The sequence below is a fragment of the Haloarcula sp. CBA1131 genome (genome assembly GCF_008728975.1).
Taxonomy (GTDB): Archaea; Halobacteriota; Halobacteria; order Halobacteriales; family Haloarculaceae; genus Haloarcula; species Haloarcula hispanica.
In genome coordinates, this window is the sequence record NZ_RPCY01000001.1 from 1,665,322 (window position 1) to 1,684,771 (window position 19,450).

Genomic DNA, 19,450 nt, shown 5'->3' on the forward strand with positions numbered 1-19,450 from the left:
TACGAACAACCGGAACTTCTTTTTCATCGACATTTGGTGGGGATAAAGTTTTTTCCTGCCTAACTGGAGATGAATAACAATGGCTATCGATGATACTGGGGGAGGTGAGTCGGATCAGGTCAACGGTGGGGGGAACCTGACTGACGAGCCTGTACGGGTCGGCGAATACACATGGGACGATCTCCGGCGGGAGGTACACGATGGGGGGCGGTTCGACCGGAGCGTGTACCTCGGCTTCGAGCCGAGAGAACTCAGTCAGCGTCTCGAAGACGCGGCAAGTGCCGGTAAAACACTGCAAGCGCCGTTCGAGGAGTATCTCGACCCAACCACGACACCAGTCGCGAAAGACATCTACACATGGGAGCATTTCAAACAGGAGTACTATTACGAGGACGGCAGTCTCCCCCGTGACAGTGACGGCGAAGTCATCCCTTTCGACGAAAGTGAGTATCTGAACTTCGATCCCGAACACACGGAAAACAAGCTGTCCGCCGCCGAAGACATCGCCAGTGAACTGCACGAGTACGTCGACGAAAACACCGTCGACGTGAATCCGGAACTGGACGAAGACGAGTTCTTCTCGACACGAGACGGCCACACAACCGTCGTCAACCGCTACGACCTCGAAAAAGCCGTTCCCCAGTCGAAGAAATCTCACTTCAACGAACTGGAACGATACTGGGTCAACAAGCCCTACGCCTGCGTCATCATCTTCCACTCACGGAAAGAGAACGAGAAGAAGTACTACGTCATCGAGCCGTATCTCACCGATATCGAGACCGACCTCCGAGAGTTCCTCTCGGGCAAGCTCAAGACCGCGATCAAGTATTCCGAGGACGACGTGATCGTTCAGGGGACCGACGCCGACCGAGCACAGGTCATCCAGCGGGAGGCCGAACAACTCCTCTCGCGGTACGACCTCTATAACGGGTCAGTCTCCAGTAGCGGTGAAGAAAGCGTTCTCGGGCAGGTCAAGGAACTGTTCGGACTGGACGAGGAAACACAAAGTGAAACCACGGGCCAACTTTCCGGCATTTCGACACGGCCTGAGCCGGCTATCCTCGAAGACGACGACCCGAAGCTAAACGAGTATCAGGTCGAGAAGCTGCTGTACATGCTCAAGCGGGACTTCGTCGGCTACGCCCGCATCGACGGCGTCAAACACGACATCAACGTGGAGGACATCTCCTGTGACGGGTACAACTCCCGGGTGTTCGTCTATCACACCGACTACGAGCAGATCATTTCGAACGTCGAACACGGCGAGGGGGAACTCGACGACTTCGTCGTGAAACTCGCCCAGCGTTCCGGGAAGGGTATCTCGAAGCGCCAGCCCCAGGTCGACGCGACGCTGCCGGACGGGTCGCGTGCCCAGTTGACGCTGGGCCGGGAAGTGTCCGACCACGGGACGAACTACACCATCCGGCAGTTCAAGGACGTGCCCTTTACCCCGATCGACCTCATCAACTGGAACACCTTCTCGCTGGACGAGATGGCGTTCCTCTGGCTCTGTATCGAGAACAACAAGAGCCTGATCTTCGCCGGCGGTACTGCCTCGGGGAAGACGACGAGCCTGAACGCCGTCTCGCTGTTCATCCCGTCGAACTCCAAGATCGTCTCTATCGAGGACACGCGCGAGGTCGAATTGCCACAGCGGAACTGGGTGGCAAGCGTTACGCGCCCCTCCTTCGGTGAGGACGACAAGGGCGACGTCGACGAGTTCGACCTGCTGGAGGCCGCACTCCGTCAGCGCCCGGACTACATCGTCATGGGTGAGATCCGTGGCGAGGAAGGTCGGACGCTGTTCCAGGTCATGTCGACCGGCCACACCACCTACACCACGTTCCACGCCGACTCCGTCGGCGAGGTCATCAAGCGGTTCACGACCGAACCTATCAACGTCTCGAAGACGCTGTTTACGGCGCTCGACCTCGTGTCGATTCAGACCCAGACGCGGGTCGACGGCAACAAGGTCCGCCGGAACAAGTCCCTGACCGAAATCAACGAGTACTCCGCCGAGAACGACGAGATCAACGTCCGGGACGTCTACGAGTGGCGCGCCGAGACGGACGAGTACATCCAGATGGGGAACTCCAACACCCTCGAGGAGATCAAGTTCGACCGCGGGTGGACCCAGGATAAACTCGACGAGGAACTGTTCAAGCGCAAGGTCGTCCTCGCATACCTCATCGAGAAGGGGCTGAACACCTACACGCAGGTCGCGGCGACCATCCAGGCGTTCATCAACGACCCCGACACCATTCTCACGCTCATCGCCAACGACCAGCTCGAACTGTCGCTCGAGGACCTCCGGGAGATGGAATCTGTCAAGATCGATATCGACCCGGAAAAAGAGGAGATGGTGCCCCGGCCGGACGCGCCGCCGGAAATGGTCGAGGAGACAAAGCAGGTGCTCGACAACGCACAGCCGCTGTTCAACACGTACAAGAGCCGCGAAACGCCGGACATCGTCTCGGCACTGATGGACGATTCCGAGGAAAGCGCTGACGAAGACAGCATCGACTTCGGCCAGTTCGTTCCGAAGGCCGGAGCGGAGGCAGATAGCGAATGAGCCTCGACACCCCGAGTCAGCAACAGGTGGGCAGCGGCGGTGCCCTCGGTGACACGTTCTACCCGGCGTACCAGATGGTGTTCGACGACGAGGGCGACTTCGTCAACAGCGTCGAGAACAAACTCGCGGAGGCCCGGATGGCCGACAACGTCGAGATGTTCCTCGCACGCGCGCTCGCGGTCGGTGTCATTGCGGGCCTCGCACTGTGGCTCGTCGGCACGTTCCTCGGCTATCTGCTGGTCCAGTTGCTGTTTGCCGGTGGGGAAGCGCCGACGCTCATCGGGATTCCGGTGTCTGAGAGCGTCTCAGAGATTCTGGCCGTGCTGAAACTCCCCTTCCTCGTCATCGTCACCGGCTTTGTCTTCGGTGCCATCGGGTTCGGTATCGGCTTTGGCTCGCTTGTCTCGATTCCGTATTTCCGTGCGAGCGCGCGCGAGCGCGAAATCAACGTCTTGTTGTCCGACTCGATCTCGTTCATGTACGCGCTGTCCGTGGGCGGGCTCAATCAACTCGAAATCCTGCAGTCGATGGGGCGGGCCGAAGACACGTACGGTGAGGTCGCACAGGAGTTCCAGTCTATCGTACTGGAGACGGAGTATTTCGATACCGACTACCGGACCGCTGTCCGGAACCAGGCGCTGCAGACTCCGTCGGACGAACTGTCGCAGTTCCTGACGGACATGCTCTCTATTATCAACTCCGGCGGGGACATGACTTCCTTCCTCGAAGACCAGAAGGAAAAGCACATGCGAACCGCCCGGCAGGAACAGGAGAAGATGCTGGAGACGCTGGAGCTGTTCGGCGAGATGTACATGACGCTCTCGCTGTTCCCGCTGCTTCTCATCATCATTCTTGTCATCATGTCGATGATGGGCAACGCCCAGAAGTCGCTCATCTACGGCACCGTGTACGGGCTGATTCCCTTGACCGGGCTGGGCTTTCTGGTCCTCGTCTCGACTGTCACGCAGGACTCTATCGGGGACGGCTATCTGCGTTCGAGCCCCGGCGAGAAGGAACTCGTCGTCGACGAAGGTGTCGGCGTGTTCAACCTCGGACTCATCGAGAGCTACACGGGCACCTACAGCGTCTTCGACCGGATCAAGAGCCGGGAAGGGACCCACGAACTCCTCGCCATCCTCACACGGCCCGACCTGTTCTTCCGTGACCACCCGCTGTTGGTGCTGTGGCTGACGGTCCCGCTGTCCATCCTTGCCATCGTCGCGGCTATCGTCATCGGCTGGGCTCCGTTATCGCTGGATGGAATGATCGCCGTCCCGGTCCGCTCGACGTTCTTCTGGGTGTACGTCCCGATGTACATCAACTTCATCCCGCTGATGATCTTCTACGAGTGGAACCAGCGTTCGCGGAAGGCGATAATCGGGAAACTCTCGGAGAACCTCCGGAAGCTCGCGTCAGCCAACGACACCGGAATGACGCTGCTGGAGTCGGTCAAGGTGGTCTCCGAGACGTCCTCTGGAAAGCTCTCCGAGGAGTTCGAGACCATCCACGCAAAGGTAAACTACGGAACGAGCCTGAAAGACGCGCTCCGGGAATTTAACAACAAGTACAACGTCCCACGACTGGCCCGGACGGTCAAGCTTATCGCGGAGGCACAGGAGGCCTCCAGCCAGATTCAGGACGTACTCTCGACGGCCGCTCAGGCCTCGGAGAACCAGGACGACATTGAACGGGAGCGCAAGTCCCGAACGCGGATGCAGACGGTCATCATCCTGATGACCTACCTGACGCTTTTGGGCGTGATGGCGCTGCTAAAGACACAGTTCCTCGATGTGATGTCGGGGCTGGCGACGCAGGCCTCCGGGTCAAGCAGTTCGAGCGCGCCCGGCGGTGGGTTCGGTGGCAGTGTCGACACGGAACTGCTGTCGATGCTGTTCTTCCACGCGGTGACGCTGCAGGCGCTGCTGTCGTCGTTTATCGCCGGCTACATTCGGGAAGTGAAGCTCGTCGCCGGCGTAAAGTTCGCAGTCGTCCTGTCGACGATTGCACTGGTGGTGTGGATCGCCGTGGGATAGCGCCCCACTCGCGGTTCGACAGCGAACGTATCAGACAGAAAATAGGGTGTGTGGGACATGGATACAAGAGCACAAACACCGCAGGACTTCGCCGTAGGGGTGAGCGTCCTGCTCGTGACGATAATCGGGGTATTGGCCTTCGTACAGGGAAGTGCGGTCGGCGTGTACGAATCCCCAGACGTACAGCGTAACCAACCAATTGCGGACAGGGCGGGGACGTACCTCGTCGAAAACTACTCCGTCGACGGGACGCGGAACCTCATTCGCTACAACACGAGCGGTGGGATCAATGCGTCCCTCAACGCAGACACAGACGGTCTCCGCGGTCTCAAGGAGAAAGCCGGACTCGACGTCGCGACGGAGCGCCGCGTGAACCCGCGGGTGAACGTAACGGTGGTCAACGCGTCATCGCTCAAAGCAGGGACACGGGACCCGGCAGTCGACGACCATGGCGAGCGACTCGCCTGGGGACCGTCGGCCGATGGTCGGACGAACGTCGCAACGACGTCTCGCGTGGTGAAACTGACAAACGCGACCGGCCAGTGCGACCCGGTCTGCTGGCTCGTCGTGAGGGTGTGGTAACGATGCGTGGCCAAGCCTATACGCTGGAAGGCGTTCTCGCGGCCATCGTCGTTGTGACGGCGACCGTCTACGGCCTGTCGGCAGTCGACACCGGCCCGTTCCAGACGGGTTCCCAGCAGCGGACAGCAGAACTGGAGAGTCGTGCGAGCGACACGCTATCACTGGCGGCAGAAACCGGAGCGCTGCACAACGCGACGGCGTGTTACAGCGTCGGAACGCCGACACTCAACGGCAATCAGACTGGCAGTTCCACCGAGTTCGAGATGATGCTGAACCAGACTTTCGACCGACAGGGCGACCATTACAATCTATACTTCAGTTACTGGGACTCGGATTCGGACGCGCGCCAGACTACCATCGTCTCGCAGGAAACAGACGCAAACGTTGCTGACCGGCCAGCCGACGCAGCCGTCGCGACCGAAACGGTGACGCTGACCGACGATATGCCCGCTCGAATCGGCGACTGCAGCGGGACCGGACCTCCCCTCTCGACCGTCGACGGGTATTTCGCTCCCGACGCGGAGCCCGACTCTATCGTCTACAACGTCGTGGAGGTGCGTCTGGTCGTATGGTAGCCAACGAGCGCGGACAACTGCTGTTGGTCGGTGGTATTGCTGTCGCTATCGTCGTGTTCAGCACGATTCTGTTTGCTCACAGTCTCGCGGTCACTGACGGTATCACGACTACCGGAAGTGCGGATACCATCGAGCGCACGGCTGACCGCGAAGCCTCTGTCGAGCGCGACCTTGGACAACTCGCGGCCCAAGCGCGTGGCGATGGCCTCGATGGATTCGAGGAGCGATACGAGTACGCGCTTCGGAACTACACGCGAACGCACAACCGGGTCGTCGCAAGCAGCGGCGGAACCTATCTCAACGCGACGCTGAACGAGTCGGCGTCGCTTGGTACCGAAGTCAATCAGACGGGCACGTCCTCCAAGTTCCAACGTCCAGACCCCTCGGGCGGGCCGCAGAACGACTGGCTAGTTGCGAATGATGTCTCTCGCGTTGCAGTGTTCAATCTCACTGCGGACGTCGTCGGCGGCTCGATGAATACCTTCACTGTCGTCATTCGAAACGGCTCTGAGGACATGAAACTGTCAGTTGAGCCGAGTACAATTGATAGTGGAAACAACGTCACGGTCGACGGCAAAACGCAGTGTCACGGCAACGGAGACGTCAACGTCGACCTTGTCGCTGGGTCATGCACTGTCGGAAGTAACAGCAGTTCTTTCGATAGCTATCACAGCCTTGACCCCCCGTACTCAATTGAAATAAAGAACGGAAATAAGGCCGAAGGGCGGTACCAGTTTGCGGCAGTCGGGACGTTCCCGTCCTCGAACTATGCCGCTCCAGTTGCTCGTGTCAACTATCCAGTCGTCCCTGCCATCGACATGACTTACGACACACCGTCTGCGAGCTACAATCGAACAGTACTGGTGGAGGTCGACGACTGATGAACCTCGCCCGTTTCCTGTTTGACAGCCGCGGCGTCTCGCCGGCGGTCACGCAGGCACTCACTATCGGTATCACGTCGCTGCTGGTGACCGGCCTCCTCATCGGCGGGAGCCAGATGGTAGACTCACAGCGTGAGCGAGTGACTGAAGAAGCTCTGGAGAACGTCGGCGATGGTATCGCGCGCGACCTGATCCGCTTAGATGCGTTCGACACCGACACGCTCAACTCGACAGTATCGTTCCGTGCGATGTATCCCGAGCGCATCGCTGATCAGTCGTACAACGTCGAGGTTTCTCCTGATACTCCGCGCACGCGTGTGTACGTGAACGCATCAGGACTGAATCGGTATGCTGTCGTCCGCTTCGAGAACGAAACTAATGTCTGCCCGTCTGTCGTCTCCAGTGGGCCCCTGGCTGTATCGTACAACCAGACAGCCGGCTGTATGGAGGTGACTCGCGGATGACTTCGCCGCTGTCAAGCCAAAGCGGTCACGACCGTGGCGTGTCCGACCTGCTCGCGTTTACGCTCACGTTCAGCATCATCATTACTGGGATTGGGCTGGTGACGCTTGGTGGGCTTGGGGCGTTCGATGCAATCCAACAGGGGGCGACAACCGATGTCGCAGAAACGTCGATGGTCGGGTTCGCGGAAACCACGGGCGACCACATTCAGGGCAACGCTCCACGACGGACCACGAGTATGAAACTCCAGGGTCACGGACTCTCCATCCGACCGTCGACGCTTAACGTAACTGTCGACGGGCAGTCAACGAATATTTCGACCGGAGCGTTCGTTCGGGAGACTGATTCGGGGACTGATATCGTCTACACCAGCGGTGCAGTGTACCGGGTCCAGCAGGAGGGGCTGGTCGTTTCACGGAAACCCCGCTTCCGGTGTAGCCCCGGAAGTGACAGTGTATACATCTCTGCCCTTTCCCTCGACGGAGAGACGGATTTCTCGTCGTCGAACCGCGTCACAATCGAGACCGCTATCCAGAACAAGACGCTTATTTCGCCACAGGCTGGCAAGTCACCGTCCGCGACAACCGTCTCGATCAACGTCTCGGAGACTGCATATCCGGATGCATGGCACCGCCTGTTCGAGCAGGAACTGTCGAACTGGTCGGGCCACTCGGAACCACACACCTACCAGTGTACTGGTGTCAGCCGCGCTGTCGTCCACAATACGACGGTCGATATCCGTACTGTCACCTAACGGCCTCTGTCTGCGGTGCATAGACCCGTCGCTGTAGGACTCAGTTCTGGACGGTGAGAAAACCGTTATGCAGCAGTCATCAGCGCTGCGATGAATGACCACTCCGTCCCGCTGTTTGCTTCTTCTTGTTTCGCCATAGCCGCAGTCTTGTCTCGTGGGTGCTTCCAGTTCATTACGGCCATAGGTACGTGTTCAGCAGGTATGAAGTGTTCGAATACTAATACATTGTCGTGGTCTTTCATGATTGAGAGCGCTTCGCAAGTCAGTAGCCTCCTCAATTCTCTTTAGCCGTTAATGAAGGGAGAGTTACATAGTGGCAACTCTCTGTTTTGTTCGATATTAGGGTAGGAAAACAGAATATTACGATCCGTAGACGAAAATCGTGATACAGGTGCTCATATGCCGGTAAACGGCTCTATCTTTGCATCTGAGATTGGGAGGAGTCGTATCCGAACGGTAGCGACATGTGAGTCGTTGGCAAGGTAGTACTATTACCCTCCACTCCATAAGATTGGACACTAATGAAGAAGCAAGAACTCATTCACCTTCACAGCCTCCTCGCGCAGGTACAACACCACTACGAGCACGAAGCGGACACGAGCGTCGAGCACGACCTGTACGCTGATCTCGGTGTCAAACCGACATCGATCCACAAATCGAAGACTGACCACAAGGAAGCAGTGTTTGCGCTCGCTTCCGGACTGACGGATGCGATGGCCGAGGAAGCCGACGAACCACAGGCGCTGACTGCCGACTGAATCGACGTCCTGTCGTCAGTTCGTTCTCACCGTTCACTATTCCCAGTAGCTATCGGCAAGCTCCTGCCGTGGCACGGCCGCTATGTCGGCCGCATGGTACACGCTATCTCGCCTCTCAAACGACTTATACGGGAGGACACTGTATTTATATTGTGAGCGACGATTCAGGGCGGCGGAATCTCCGCATGCCTACAAACGACGAGATGTTTGCAGTGGTAACAGAGCACCTTGGTGGGAACCACGTCCGCATTCGCTGTGAGGACGGCGAAACCCGACTCGGACGGATTCCGGGCCGGATGAAGTTCCGAACCTGGATTAACGAGGACGACATCGTTCTCGCCGAACCATGGGACTGGCAAGACGAGAAGGCCAACATCGAATGGCGCTACAAGGGGCAAGACGCTGACCAGCTCCGTGCCGAAGGCCACATCGACTCGCTGACCGCCTAATTTTACCACTGTACCGCGTCCTGGTTCACGACGACAGTGAGATAGTTCTCTGCTGTGACCAGCGATTGTCCCTGGTCTGACTGCTTGCTTGTCGAGTGTTCCGACCCTTGCTCTTAGCTCTCGGCACACTACAGTTGTCTACCGTCGAGTTCCTACTACTCCCAATTGATATATAATGGCTGGCTGGAACTCGGTCACTGAACCGCATGTCAGAATCTGAGAACGAATACACGTTGGATCACCGACACCCGGATGCCGTCTTGCGGTTATGCGTGTCACGCCATCACGTTACGTATGCGTCGTGTGTGTTCTACACAGGGCGGGTGTGAGACGATTCATTTATATGTTCCCCCGTCTTCTGAACTAATGCGAAGGTCGCACCGGGCAGCGAGCCCGGGTCGACACGCTCGGTCGGCCACCTGGGTCGGCTTGAGCTACGAGAGGATCTCGCCTTCCCCTTTGGGGCCGGCGAGATCCACCCCATGAGGATTCCACCCCTGCGGTCCGCCGTCAAGATGGAATCTGATGTGAGCCCACGGACCCATGCAGTAGTCAACACTGGTGTAGGAACCAGTGTGTTAGCTTCCGACGGAGTGCAACCACTTCCGCCGCTGATGTATATCAGCACATTCCGGTTGATCCTGCCGGAGGCCATTGCTATCGGAGTCCGATTTAGCCATGCTAGTTGCACGAGTTTAGACTCGTAGCATATAGCTCAGTAACACGTGGCCAAACTACCCTACAGACCGCAATAACCTCGGGAAACTGAGGCCAATAGCGGATATAACTCTCAGGCTGGAGTGCCGAGAGTTAGAAACGTTCCGGCGCTGTAGGATGTGGCTGCGGCCGATTAGGTAGATGGTGGGGTAACGGCCCACCATGCCGATAATCGGTACAGGTTGTGAGAGCAAGAGCCTGGAGACGGTATCTGAGACAAGATACCGGGCCCTACGGGGCGCAGCAGGCGCGAAACCTTTACACTGCACGACAGTGCGATAGGGGGACTCCGAGTGTGAGGGCATATAGCCCTCGCTTTTCTGTACCGTAAGGTGGTACAGGAACAAGGACTGGGCAAGACCGGTGCCAGCCGCCGCGGTAATACCGGCAGTCCAAGTGATGGCCGATATTATTGGGCCTAAAGCGTCCGTAGCTTGCTGTGTAAGTCCATTGGGAAATCGACCAGCTCAACTGGTCGGCGTCCGGTGGAAACTACACAGCTTGGGGCCGAGAGACTCAACGGGTACGTCCGGGGTAGGAGTGAAATCCTGTAATCCTGGACGGACCACCAATGGGGAAACCACGTTGAGAGACCGGACCCGACAGTGAGGGACGAAAGCCAGGGTCTCGAACCGGATTAGATACCCGGGTAGTCCTGGCTGTAAACAATGCTCGCTAGGTATGTCACGCGCCATGAGCACGTGATGTGCCGTAGTGAAGACGATAAGCGAGCCGCCTGGGAAGTACGTCCGCAAGGATGAAACTTAAAGGAATTGGCGGGGGAGCACCACAACCGGAGGAGCCTGCGGTTTAATTGGACTCAACGCCGGAAATCTCACCGGTCCCGACAGTAGTAATGACAGTCAGGTTGACGACTTTACTCGACGCTACTGAGAGGAGGTGCATGGCCGCCGTCAGCTCGTACCGTGAGGCGTCCTGTTAAGTCAGGCAACGAGCGAGACCCACACTTCTAGTTGCCAGCAACACCCTTGTGGTGGTTGGGTACACTAGGAGGACTGCCGCTGCTAAAGCGGAGGAAGGAATGGGCAACGGTAGGTCAGTATGCCCCGAATGGACCGGGCAACACGCGGGCTACAATGGCTCTGACAGTGGGATGCGACGCCGAGAGGCGAAGCTAATCTCCAAACGGAGTCGTAGTTCGGATTGCGGGCTGAAACCCGCCCGCATGAAGCTGGATTCGGTAGTAATCGCGTGTCAGAAGCGCGCGGTGAATACGTCCCTGCTCCTTGCACACACCGCCCGTCAAAGCACCCGAGTGGGGTCCGGATGAGGCCGTCATGCGACGGTCGAATCTGGGCTCCGCAAGGGGGCTTAAGTCGTAACAAGGTAGCCGTAGAGGAATCTGCGGCTGGATCACCTCCTACTGACCGGGATCAGGGCCTTGCCCTGACCCACCTACACTGACTGGTGACCACAAGTCACCGCGAGTCGGCAAGCGCCGACTACTGCATGGGCCCGCTGGGCTCACAAAGACCTATCCGAGGCGGATATCCCCTCACGGGGATGTCGGGTGCAACTCCCGACGGGTCCGTACTCCGTATCGCTTCGAATCCGTCCCCTTAAGTGTGGGACGGCGTTCGACTGTGATACGACGACAGATGCACCAGGTCGGGTGAAACCGCGCCTGGGAAGGGTCGATTCGCCCACCATCTCCACCTTGGGGGCGAGTATGAAACCGTGTGTACGTGCGATCCAGGCGTCCACTGGACTCGTTCAGTTGAACGAGTCACAACGACGTTGGCTACTATGCCAGCTGGTGGATTGCTCGGCTCAGGCGCTGATGAAGGACGTGCCAAGCTGCGATAAGCTGTGGGGAGCCGCACGGAGGCGAAGAACCACAGATTTCCGAATGAGAATCTCTCTAACAATTGCTTCGCGCAATGAGGAACCCCGAGAACTGAAACATCTCAGTATCGGGAGGAAAAGAAAACGCAACGTGATGTCGTTAGTAACCGCGAGTGAACGCGATACAGCCCAAACCGAAGCCCTCACGGGCAATGTGGTGTCCGGGCTACCTCTCATCAGCCGACCGTCTCGACGAAGTCTCTTGGAACAGAGCGTGATACAGGGTGACAACCCCGTACTCGAGACCAGTACGCTGTGCGGTAGTGCCAGAGTAGCGGGGGTTGGATATCCCTCGCGAATAACGCAGGCATCGACTGCGAAGGCTAAACACAACCTGAGACCGATAGTGAACAAGTAGTGTGAACGAACGCTGCAAAGTACCCTCAGAAGGGAGGCGAAATAGAGCATGAAATCAGTTGGCGATCGAGCGACAGGGCATACAAGGTCCTGTAACGAATGACCGACGCGCGAGCGTCCAGTAAGACTTACAGGAAGCCGATGTTCTGTCGTACGTTTTGAAAAACGAGCCAGGGAGTGTGTCTGTATGGCAAGTCTAACCGGAGCATCCGGGGAGGCACAGGGAAACCGACATGGCCGCAGGGCTTTGCCCGAGGGCCGCCGTGTTCAAGCGCGGGGAGCCATGTGGACACGACCCGAATCCGGACGATCTACGCATGGACAAGATGAAGCGTGCCGAAAGGCACGTGGAAGTCTGTTAGAGTTGGTGTCCTACAATACCCTCTCGTGATCTATGTGTAGGGGTGAAAGGCCCATCGAGTCCGGCAACAGCTGGTTCCAATCGAAACATGTCGAAGCATGACCTCCGCCGAGGTAGTCTGTGGGGTAGAGCGACCGATTGGTGTGTCCGCCTCCGAGAGGAGTCGGCACACCTGTCAAACTCCAAACCTACAGACGCTGTTTGACGCGGGGATTCCGGTGCGCGGGGTAAGCCTGTGTACCAGGAGGGGAACAACCCAGAGATAGGTTAAGGTCCCCAAGTGTGGATTAAGTGTAATCCTCTGAAGGTGGTCTCGAGCCCTAGACAGCCGGGAGGTGAGCTTAGAAGCAGCTACCCTCTAAGAAAAGCGTAACAGCTTACCGGCCGAGGTTTGAGGCGCCCAAAATGATCGGGACTCAAATCCACCACCGAGACCTGTCCGTACCACTCATACTGGTAATCGAGTAGATTGGCGCTCTAATTGGATGGAAGCGGGGGCGAGAGCTCCTGTGGACCGATTAGTGACGAAAATCCTGGCCATAGTAGCAGCGATAGTCGGGTGAGAACCCCGACGGCCTAATGGATAAGGGTTCCTCAGCACTGCTGATCAGCTGAGGGTTAGCCGGTCCTAAGTCATACCGCAACTCGACTATGACGAAATGGGAAACAGGTTAATATTCCTGTGCCACTATGCAGTGAAAGTTGACGCCCTGGGGTCGATCACGCCGGGCATTCGCCCGGTCGAACCGTCCAACTCCGTGGAAGCCGTAATGGCACGAAGCGGACGAACGGCGGTATAGGGAAACGTGATTCAACCTGGGGCCCATGAAAAGACGAGCATAGTGTCCGTACCGAGAACCGACACAGGTGTCCATGGCGGCGAAAGCCAAGGCCTGTCGGGAGCAACCAACGTTAGGGAATTCGGCAAGTTAGTCCCGTACCTTCGGAAGAAGGGATGCCTGCTCCGGAACGGAGCAGGTCGCAGTGACTCGGAAGCTCGGACTGTCTAGTAACAACATAGGTGACCGCAAATCCGCAAGGACTCGTACGGTCACTGAATCCTGCCCAGTGCAGGTATCTGAACACCTCGTACAAGAGGACGAAGGACCTGTCAACGGCGGGGGTAACTATGACCCTCTTAAGGTAGCGTAGTACCTTGCCGCATCAGTAGCGGCTTGCATGAATGGATTAACCAGAGCTTCACTGTCCCAACGTTGGGCCCGGTGAACTGTACATTCCAGTGCGGAGTCTGGAGACACCCAGGGGGAAGCGAAGACCCTATGGAGCTTTACTGCAGGCTGTCGCTGAGACGTGGTCGCCGATGTGCAGCATAGGTAGGAGTCGTTACAGAGGTACCCGCGCTAGCGGGCCACCCAGACAACAGTGAAATACTACCCGTCGGTGACTGCGACTCTCACTCCGGGAGGAGGACACCGATAGCCGGGCAGTTTGACTGGGGCGGTACGCGCTCGAAAAGATATCGAGCGCGCCCTATGGCTATCTCAGCCGGGACAGAGACCCGGCGAAGAGTGCAAGAGCAAAAGATAGCTTGACAGTGTTCTTCCCAACGAGGAACGCTGACGCGAAAGCGTGGTCTAGCGAACCAATTAGCCTGCTTGATGCGGGCAATTGATGACAGAAAAGCTACCCTAGGGATAACAGAGTCGTCACTCGCAAGAGCACATATCGACCGAGTGGCTTGCTACCTCGATGTCGGTTCCCTCCATCCTGCCCGTGCAGAAGCGGGCAAGGGTGAGGTTGTTCGCCTATTAAAGGAGGTCGTGAGCTGGGTTTAGACCGTCGTGAGACAGGTCGGCTGCTATCTACTGGGTGTGTTATGGTGTCTGACAAGAACGACCGTATAGTACGAGAGGAACTACGGTTGGTGGCCACTGGTGTACCGGTTGTTCGAGAGAGCACGTGCCGGGTAGCCACGCCACACGGGGTAAGAGCTGAACGCATCTAAGCTCGAAACCCACTTGGAAAAGAGACACCGTTGAGGTCCCGCGTAGAAGACGCGGTCGATAGACTCGGGGTGTGCGCGTCGAGGTAACGAGACGTTAAGCCCACGAGCACTAACAGACCAAAGCCATCATTCATACGCACTGTGACTCATTCACCGACGATTTACTCGTCGCTGAACGAGTCCAGGCGCAAACTGGATCGCACGTAATCACACGGTGGAGAGTTGATCGAGACTGGTGCTTTCGTGGTTCGATTCCACGACTCGACGTTAGGCGGCCACAGCGGTGGGGTTGCCTCCCGTACCCATCCCGAACACGGAAGATAAGCCCACCAGCGTTCCGGGGAGTACTGGAGTGCGCGAGCCTCTGGGAAACGCGGTTCGCCGCCACCATTCATACTTACATAGCCCACTCAGGAGAGACATCTCTCCCGAGTGGGCTTTCTGTATTTGTACAAACCGAGAGCTGTCAGCTCACCAAGCCAGTCGTTCGTCGTTTACAAGATACGAGCTAGCGGCAGCGCTATCCAGAGTGATTCCAGTCTATGCGGGCAGATATGAACTATTAATACTCCAACGGCGCCGAGTTAATACATGGGCGTTGTTAGTATCTCGATGCCGGACGAACTGGAGGAGCGAATCGACACGTTCGCCGACGAACACGGATACACGGGTCGCAGCGAGGTCGTTCGGGAAGCGGTCCGGAATCTGATGGGGGAGTTCGAGGACAAGCGGCTGGAGGACCGCGAACTGATGGCCATCGTCACAGTGCTGTTCGATTACGAGACGACGACCGTCGAGGAGAAAATGATGCACCTCCGGCACGACCACGAGTCTATCGTCGCGTCGAACTTCCACAGCCACGTCGGCGACCGGTACTGTATGGAACTATTCGTGTTGGAGGGACAGCTAGAGGACATTTCCGCGTTCGTCGGCAAAGTCCGAGCCACGAAAGACACGCTGTCAGTCGATTACTCGGTGCTGCCGGTCGACGACATAAATCTGTTTACGTGAGAGGGTGTCGACGCCGGAAAGCGCTGCCGCGTGTCGTGAGTCCACGAACTGTTTGGGACCTTCAGTAGGCGTTTAAGTCGGGCGCGCGTAGCCGGCGGCGATGAAAGACTCTATTCTCGATACAATCGGGTCCCCACTGGTCTCGGTTCGCGCGCCGGAGGGGGCAACCGTTGCAGCGAAGATCGAGTCGTTCAACCCGGGCGGGTCCGCGAAGGACCGGCCGGCGAAGTACATGATCGACGACGCCGAGCGAAACGGCACGCTCGAACCGGGTGATACGCTGGTCGAACCGACGAGTGGCAACACTGGCATCGGAATGGCGATGGTTGGCGCGACCAAAGGCTACGACGTGGTGCTGGTGATGCCGTCCTCGAAGTCACCGGAGCGCCGCCAGATAATGAAGGCCTACGGCGCGGAGATCGAACTGGTCGAGGGTGACATCTCCGACGCGAAAGAGCGCGCGGATGAACTGTGCGAGCGCGACGACTACGTCCAGTTGCGGCAGTTCGAGAACCCGGCGAACCCGAAGGCACACTACGAGACGACGGGTGAGGAGATACTCGAACAGGTGGGTGACCGGACCGTCGACGCGCTGGTGGCGGGTGTCGGTACCGGCGGGACGCTCACCGGGACCGGCCGTCGACTGCGTGAGGCGTTCCCCGAGATGGATATCGTCGCTGTCGAACCAGCCGACAACGCCGTCCTCTCCGGGATGGAACCGGGCACTGGCGAGGACAGCTTCCAGGGGATGGGGCCGGGGTTTGTCAGCGACAACCTCGATACCGACCTGTTGGACGACGTGCTGACGGTCGAACTCCCGGATGCTGAAGACGAGTGCCGTCGACTCGCCCACGAGGAGGGCATCCTCGTCGGCCAGTCCTCGGGCGCGTCGAACCTCGCCGCGCGAGAGGTAGCCGAACAACTCGTCGCAGACGGCGTCGACGACCCGCTCGTGGTCACAGTCTACTGGGACAGCGGGGAGCGGTATATGTCGACCGGGATGTTCGACTGAGCCCGGTCTGTTCTGCGCGCGCGGTGTGGCCCGAGTCAGGCCCCGAACTCCGATTCGGTCACCCTGACGATGAGCGTGTCGTCCACGTCTCGAAGGTCGTACTCGGGAATCGTGTCTCCAGTCCGTGTCAGGAGCATCGGCTCGACAAGTTCGGGTGGGCGCTCGGTCTCCATCGCCTGTGTGTCCGGCGTTGGCTCCGACTCTCCTTCCGACGAGCCTTCGGCATTAGATTCGCCGGTCACGTCCGGTTCGACAATACCGTACACCTTGAGAAAGCGACCGGTATCTTCGGGCGCAACGTCGTCGTCCCGGATCGCCGCGGCGAGATCCCGGGAGAGCCACTCCGTCTCGCTGATCGATGGATCACGAACGAACGCGGCGTCAGCGAAGCGGACGAGATACCAGTTCAAGTCGTTGAGAAGCGCCACCGCCGCCCCGAGACTCACGGTGTCGACGGCGACGGTATTCGAGAACGGTTCCTGCAGGTCGTAGGTGGCGAGTGCGTTCCGTGCGGTCTCGCGAGAGAGGAGTTCGTACCGGAGATTCACGTCCTCGCTCCCGACGAGACAGACCTGCGTCATGGCTCAACCCTGGCCCGCCCCGGAAATTTAGCTTTCGATGGGGACGACGACGCGATCCCGGGCACAGGCCTTGGCACGCTCGAACAGGTCGTCTGGTTCGGCTGTCCGAACTGCTTCGAGCGATGCATTGGTTTCCGGATGCGATGGGGCGACGCGGTTGCAACCGGTGTCGATTGTCGAGTCCTCGAAGGTTCCGATTGTCCGCGCGTGATTGGTTATCTCGGACTTGTCGACGGTGAGGTTCGGTCGGTGCACCGGGAGCGTAGTCGCGGCGTCCGTGACCGCGATGTTCGCGCTCGTCTGGCTGGATTTCTGCCCGATAGCTTCGCCGGTGACGATGCCGACGGCGTCCCGGTCCTGCCCGATAGCGTCGGCGGCCGCGAGCATGAACCGGCGGAGCACGAGCATTCGGAGCGCCCCGAGGTTTTGAGAGATGTCGGTGACGACGTCACCGGCGTCGATTACGGACAGCGACAGGTCGTGCCCGGGCGCGTACGAGGCGAGCGTCTCGACAGTCGAAACGGCTCGCGCCCGGTGGTCGGGGCCGCCGTAGTCACCCAGGTCGACGTAGACGGGAATCACGGGCGCGCCGCGTTTCATCAGCTTCCAGGCGGCGACGGGCGAGTCGATGCCGCCGCTGACGAGGGCGACGACGGGCCGCTGGGTCCCGAGCGGGAGGCCGCCGGGTCCCGCACGTTTCTCACAGAAGACGTAGGACTCGTCAGTCCGGCACTCGACGAACAGCTCGAAATCGGGGTTGTCGAGGTCGACAGCAGGCTCGCCGCCCAGTCCTTCGATTGCCTCCCAGACGGCGGTGCCACCGTCGGACTCGATGTCTGTACTCGAAAAGGGGTGAGCCTCTGCTGGTCCCGCCCGGCGGGCGTTGACGGCGAAAGCGCCGCCGTCGTACTGCTCTCGCGCAGTCGCGGCCAGTGCATCTTTGATTGCGGACAGCGTCGGGCCGACGGTCGTGACCGCCGAGGCGGAGGTGACGCCGAACGTGTCGGCCGCTGCCGCGGTCACGCCCTCAGGCTGGGCAGTGTGGACGAACAGCCGGTTCCGGCGCTGTTCGATGTCCCCTGACAAGCCGCGCGCGTCGAGCATCGCTCGGAGGTTGTCCGCCAGTTGTTCCTCCATCTTCCGGCGGACCTGATCGCTCTTGACGCCGAGTTCGCCGTGGCGGACGAGCACGCTATCGGCGTCCGGTGGATGCATGCCCGCGAGTTGACTACCGGCGAGTAAAGGGGTGTCGCCTCGCCGCCTCAGAACGTCGAGAGGTTGCCGTCGATGACCTGCCGCGTGATGTCGGTCACGTCGGCGAGTTCGTCGTCGATTGTGGCCTGGATGTCCGCTTCGACGTCGCCGACTGCGACACCGTCCTCAGTGATAACCGTCGCGTCAGCGACGTGGGGTTCGTCGATCGGTGATCCGATCTGTGAGAGCAGGCGCATCTGGACCTGTCGGATGCCATCGACCTCGCTCGCGACGGACTGTGCGATCTCCGTCGAGAGGAGATTGTATATCTTCCCGATGTGGTTGACGGGGTTCTTCCCGGACGTCGCTTCCATGCTCATCGGGCGGTTGGGCGTGATGAGGCCGTTCGCGCGGTTCCCGCGGCCAACGGAGCCGTCATCGCCCTGCTCGGCGCTGGTGCCGGTCGTCGTGAGATAGATCGACTCGGCGTCGTAGTCGTCAGCCGTGTTGACGTGAACCGTTACGTCCCGGTCGGTGTACTCCTCGGCGAGGTCGGTGACGAACGCTTGAACGTCCGAAACAGCGGCTTTGTACGCGTCGAGGTCCGGAACGTGTTCGTCGACCATCGCAACGGCCACGGTCACGTCGATGTGATCGCCCTCGCGCTTGCCCATTACCTTCACGTCCTGGCCGACGACCGGGTTGGACTCGGCGTACTCGCCGGTCAATGTCTCCTCGGTGTTGAGAACGATCTTCTCAGTCTCTGTCAGGGGAGCATGGCCGACGCCGTAGCTGGTATCGTTCGCCATCGGAATTGCTGCTTCCTCGCCGAACACGGTCTGGAGGTCGCCCGACCCTTCGCCGAACTGGACGTCGACGATGACGTCGGAACCGAGGTCGAGGTGGGGGAACTGCTCGTCGAGGTAGTCGCGTGCGGCCTGGAGGGCAATACTCTCGGCCGGGATGCGCTCGCCGTCGAACTTCTTCGTCGCTCGGCCGACGACCAGAATGTAGATCGGCTCAAGCACTTCGCCGCCGCCGTACGCAGGGGCGGCAGTGCCGGCGACGAGTTGTGTCTCGTCGGTGTTGTAGTGCAAGACTGTGCCGAACCGGTCGATGTACGTCTGTGCCAGCGCACGCGACACTGTCTCCGCGATGCCGTCGCAGATGGAGTCCGGATGGCCGATACCCTTGCGCTCTACGACTTCGATGTCCTGATCTTCGACGGCGAGCCCGCTTGCAGGTTGGACGTGGATGTTCCGCTCGGTCATTGCCTCGACTTCGTCTGGCCGGGTTCTATAACTTACGGGAACAGATAA

At 59.1% G+C, this 19,450-nt stretch carries 15 protein-coding genes and 3 rRNA genes; 14 read left to right on the plus strand and 4 right to left on the minus strand.

Going from position 1 to position 19,450, the window contains the following annotated elements; translation table 11 throughout:
• Nucleotides 1-79: 79 nt before the first annotated feature.
• The 7 genes from Har1131_RS08595 to Har1131_RS08625 are packed head-to-tail and all read left to right on the plus strand — an operon-like array spanning nucleotide 80 to nucleotide 7,859.
• On the plus strand, nucleotides 80-2,572 hold the full coding sequence (locus Har1131_RS08595) for a type II/IV secretion system ATPase subunit (protein ID WP_151145925.1): 2,493 nt from the start codon (nucleotides 80-82) through the stop codon (nucleotides 2,570-2,572).
• Nucleotides 2,569-4,605: a type II secretion system F family protein gene (locus Har1131_RS08600; RefSeq protein ID WP_151145928.1), complete on the plus strand. Its 2,037-nt coding sequence runs from the start codon at nucleotides 2,569-2,571 to the stop codon at nucleotides 4,603-4,605. Before Har1131_RS08595 ends, Har1131_RS08600 begins: the two co-directional genes overlap by 4 nt.
• A gap of 57 nt (nucleotides 4,606-4,662) precedes the next feature.
• A complete protein-coding gene (locus Har1131_RS08605; protein WP_151145931.1) occupies nucleotides 4,663-5,187 on the plus strand; it encodes a hypothetical protein in 525 nt (174 codons plus the stop codon).
• Between the two features lie 2 nt (nucleotides 5,188-5,189).
• Nucleotides 5,190-5,762, plus strand: coding sequence for a hypothetical protein (locus tag Har1131_RS08610; protein ID WP_151145934.1), 573 nt, complete (start codon nucleotides 5,190-5,192; stop codon nucleotides 5,760-5,762).
• On the plus strand, nucleotides 5,756-6,643 hold the full coding sequence (locus tag Har1131_RS08615; protein ID WP_050036693.1) for a hypothetical protein: 888 nt from the start codon (nucleotides 5,756-5,758) through the stop codon (nucleotides 6,641-6,643). The genes Har1131_RS08610 and Har1131_RS08615 overlap by 7 nt, the downstream gene beginning before the upstream one ends.
• Nucleotides 6,643-7,107, plus strand: a complete 465-nt coding sequence (locus tag Har1131_RS08620; RefSeq protein WP_050007435.1) for a hypothetical protein — start codon at nucleotides 6,643-6,645, stop codon at nucleotides 7,105-7,107. Before Har1131_RS08615 ends, Har1131_RS08620 begins: the two co-directional genes overlap by 1 nt.
• Nucleotides 7,104-7,859: a hypothetical protein gene (locus tag Har1131_RS08625; protein WP_064287440.1), complete on the plus strand. Its 756-nt coding sequence runs from the start codon at nucleotides 7,104-7,106 to the stop codon at nucleotides 7,857-7,859. Before Har1131_RS08620 ends, Har1131_RS08625 begins: the two co-directional genes overlap by 4 nt.
• Nucleotides 7,860-7,924: 65 nt before the next feature.
• On the opposite strand, the gene Har1131_RS21725 is transcribed toward Har1131_RS08625, so the two are convergent.
• The gene (locus Har1131_RS21725) at nucleotides 7,925-8,101 is read right to left on the minus strand and encodes a hypothetical protein (protein ID WP_023843307.1); all 177 of its coding nucleotides are present in this window, start codon (nucleotides 8,099-8,101) and stop codon (nucleotides 7,925-7,927) included.
• A 279-nt stretch (nucleotides 8,102-8,380) separates the two neighbouring features.
• On the opposite strand from Har1131_RS21725, the gene Har1131_RS08630 reads away from it, so the two are divergent.
• From Har1131_RS08630 to Har1131_RS08660, 7 genes are all read left to right on the plus strand, one after another.
• Entirely contained in the window at nucleotides 8,381-8,617 is a 237-nt protein-coding gene (locus Har1131_RS08630; protein ID WP_004516302.1) for a UPF0058 family protein, read from the plus strand.
• A 152-nt stretch (nucleotides 8,618-8,769) separates the two neighbouring features.
• On the plus strand, nucleotides 8,770-9,066 hold the full coding sequence (locus Har1131_RS08635) for a translation initiation factor eIF-1A (RefSeq protein WP_044951882.1): 297 nt from the start codon (nucleotides 8,770-8,772) through the stop codon (nucleotides 9,064-9,066).
• A gap of 628 nt (nucleotides 9,067-9,694) precedes the next feature.
• Nucleotides 9,695-11,166 (plus strand): 16S ribosomal RNA (locus Har1131_RS08640).
• Between the two features lie 369 nt (nucleotides 11,167-11,535).
• A 23S ribosomal RNA gene (locus Har1131_RS08645) occupies nucleotides 11,536-14,466 on the plus strand.
• A 134-nt stretch (nucleotides 14,467-14,600) separates the two neighbouring features.
• A 5S ribosomal RNA gene (gene rrf / locus Har1131_RS08650) occupies nucleotides 14,601-14,723 on the plus strand.
• The 16S, 23S and 5S rRNA genes sit together here, the layout of an rRNA operon.
• 201 nt (nucleotides 14,724-14,924) lie before the next feature.
• Nucleotides 14,925-15,344, plus strand: a complete 420-nt coding sequence (locus Har1131_RS08655) for a CopG family ribbon-helix-helix protein (RefSeq protein WP_014040627.1) — start codon at nucleotides 14,925-14,927, stop codon at nucleotides 15,342-15,344.
• 100 nt (nucleotides 15,345-15,444) lie between these two features.
• On the plus strand, nucleotides 15,445-16,356 hold the full coding sequence (locus Har1131_RS08660; RefSeq protein ID WP_014040626.1) for a PLP-dependent cysteine synthase family protein: 912 nt from the start codon (nucleotides 15,445-15,447) through the stop codon (nucleotides 16,354-16,356).
• A 35-nt stretch (nucleotides 16,357-16,391) separates the two neighbouring features.
• Here Har1131_RS08660 and Har1131_RS08665 read toward each other — a convergent pair whose 3' ends face one another.
• From Har1131_RS08665 to Har1131_RS08675, 3 genes are read right to left on the minus strand one after another with little or no spacing between them, the layout of a single operon-like run.
• Nucleotides 16,392-16,937 carry a DUF5804 family protein gene (locus tag Har1131_RS08665; RefSeq protein WP_050038212.1) on the minus strand — a complete coding sequence of 182 codons (546 nt, stop codon included), beginning with the start codon at nucleotides 16,935-16,937 and terminating at the stop codon, nucleotides 16,392-16,394.
• Nucleotides 16,938-16,964: 27 nt separating this feature from the next.
• On the minus strand, nucleotides 16,965-18,152 hold the full coding sequence (locus Har1131_RS08670) for a tRNA sulfurtransferase (RefSeq protein ID WP_050038211.1): 1,188 nt from the start codon (nucleotides 18,150-18,152) through the stop codon (nucleotides 16,965-16,967).
• Between the two features lie 47 nt (nucleotides 18,153-18,199).
• The gene (locus Har1131_RS08675) at nucleotides 18,200-19,402 is read right to left on the minus strand and encodes a methionine adenosyltransferase (protein ID WP_014040623.1); all 1,203 of its coding nucleotides are present in this window, start codon (nucleotides 19,400-19,402) and stop codon (nucleotides 18,200-18,202) included.
• Nucleotides 19,403-19,450 lie beyond the last annotated feature (48 nt).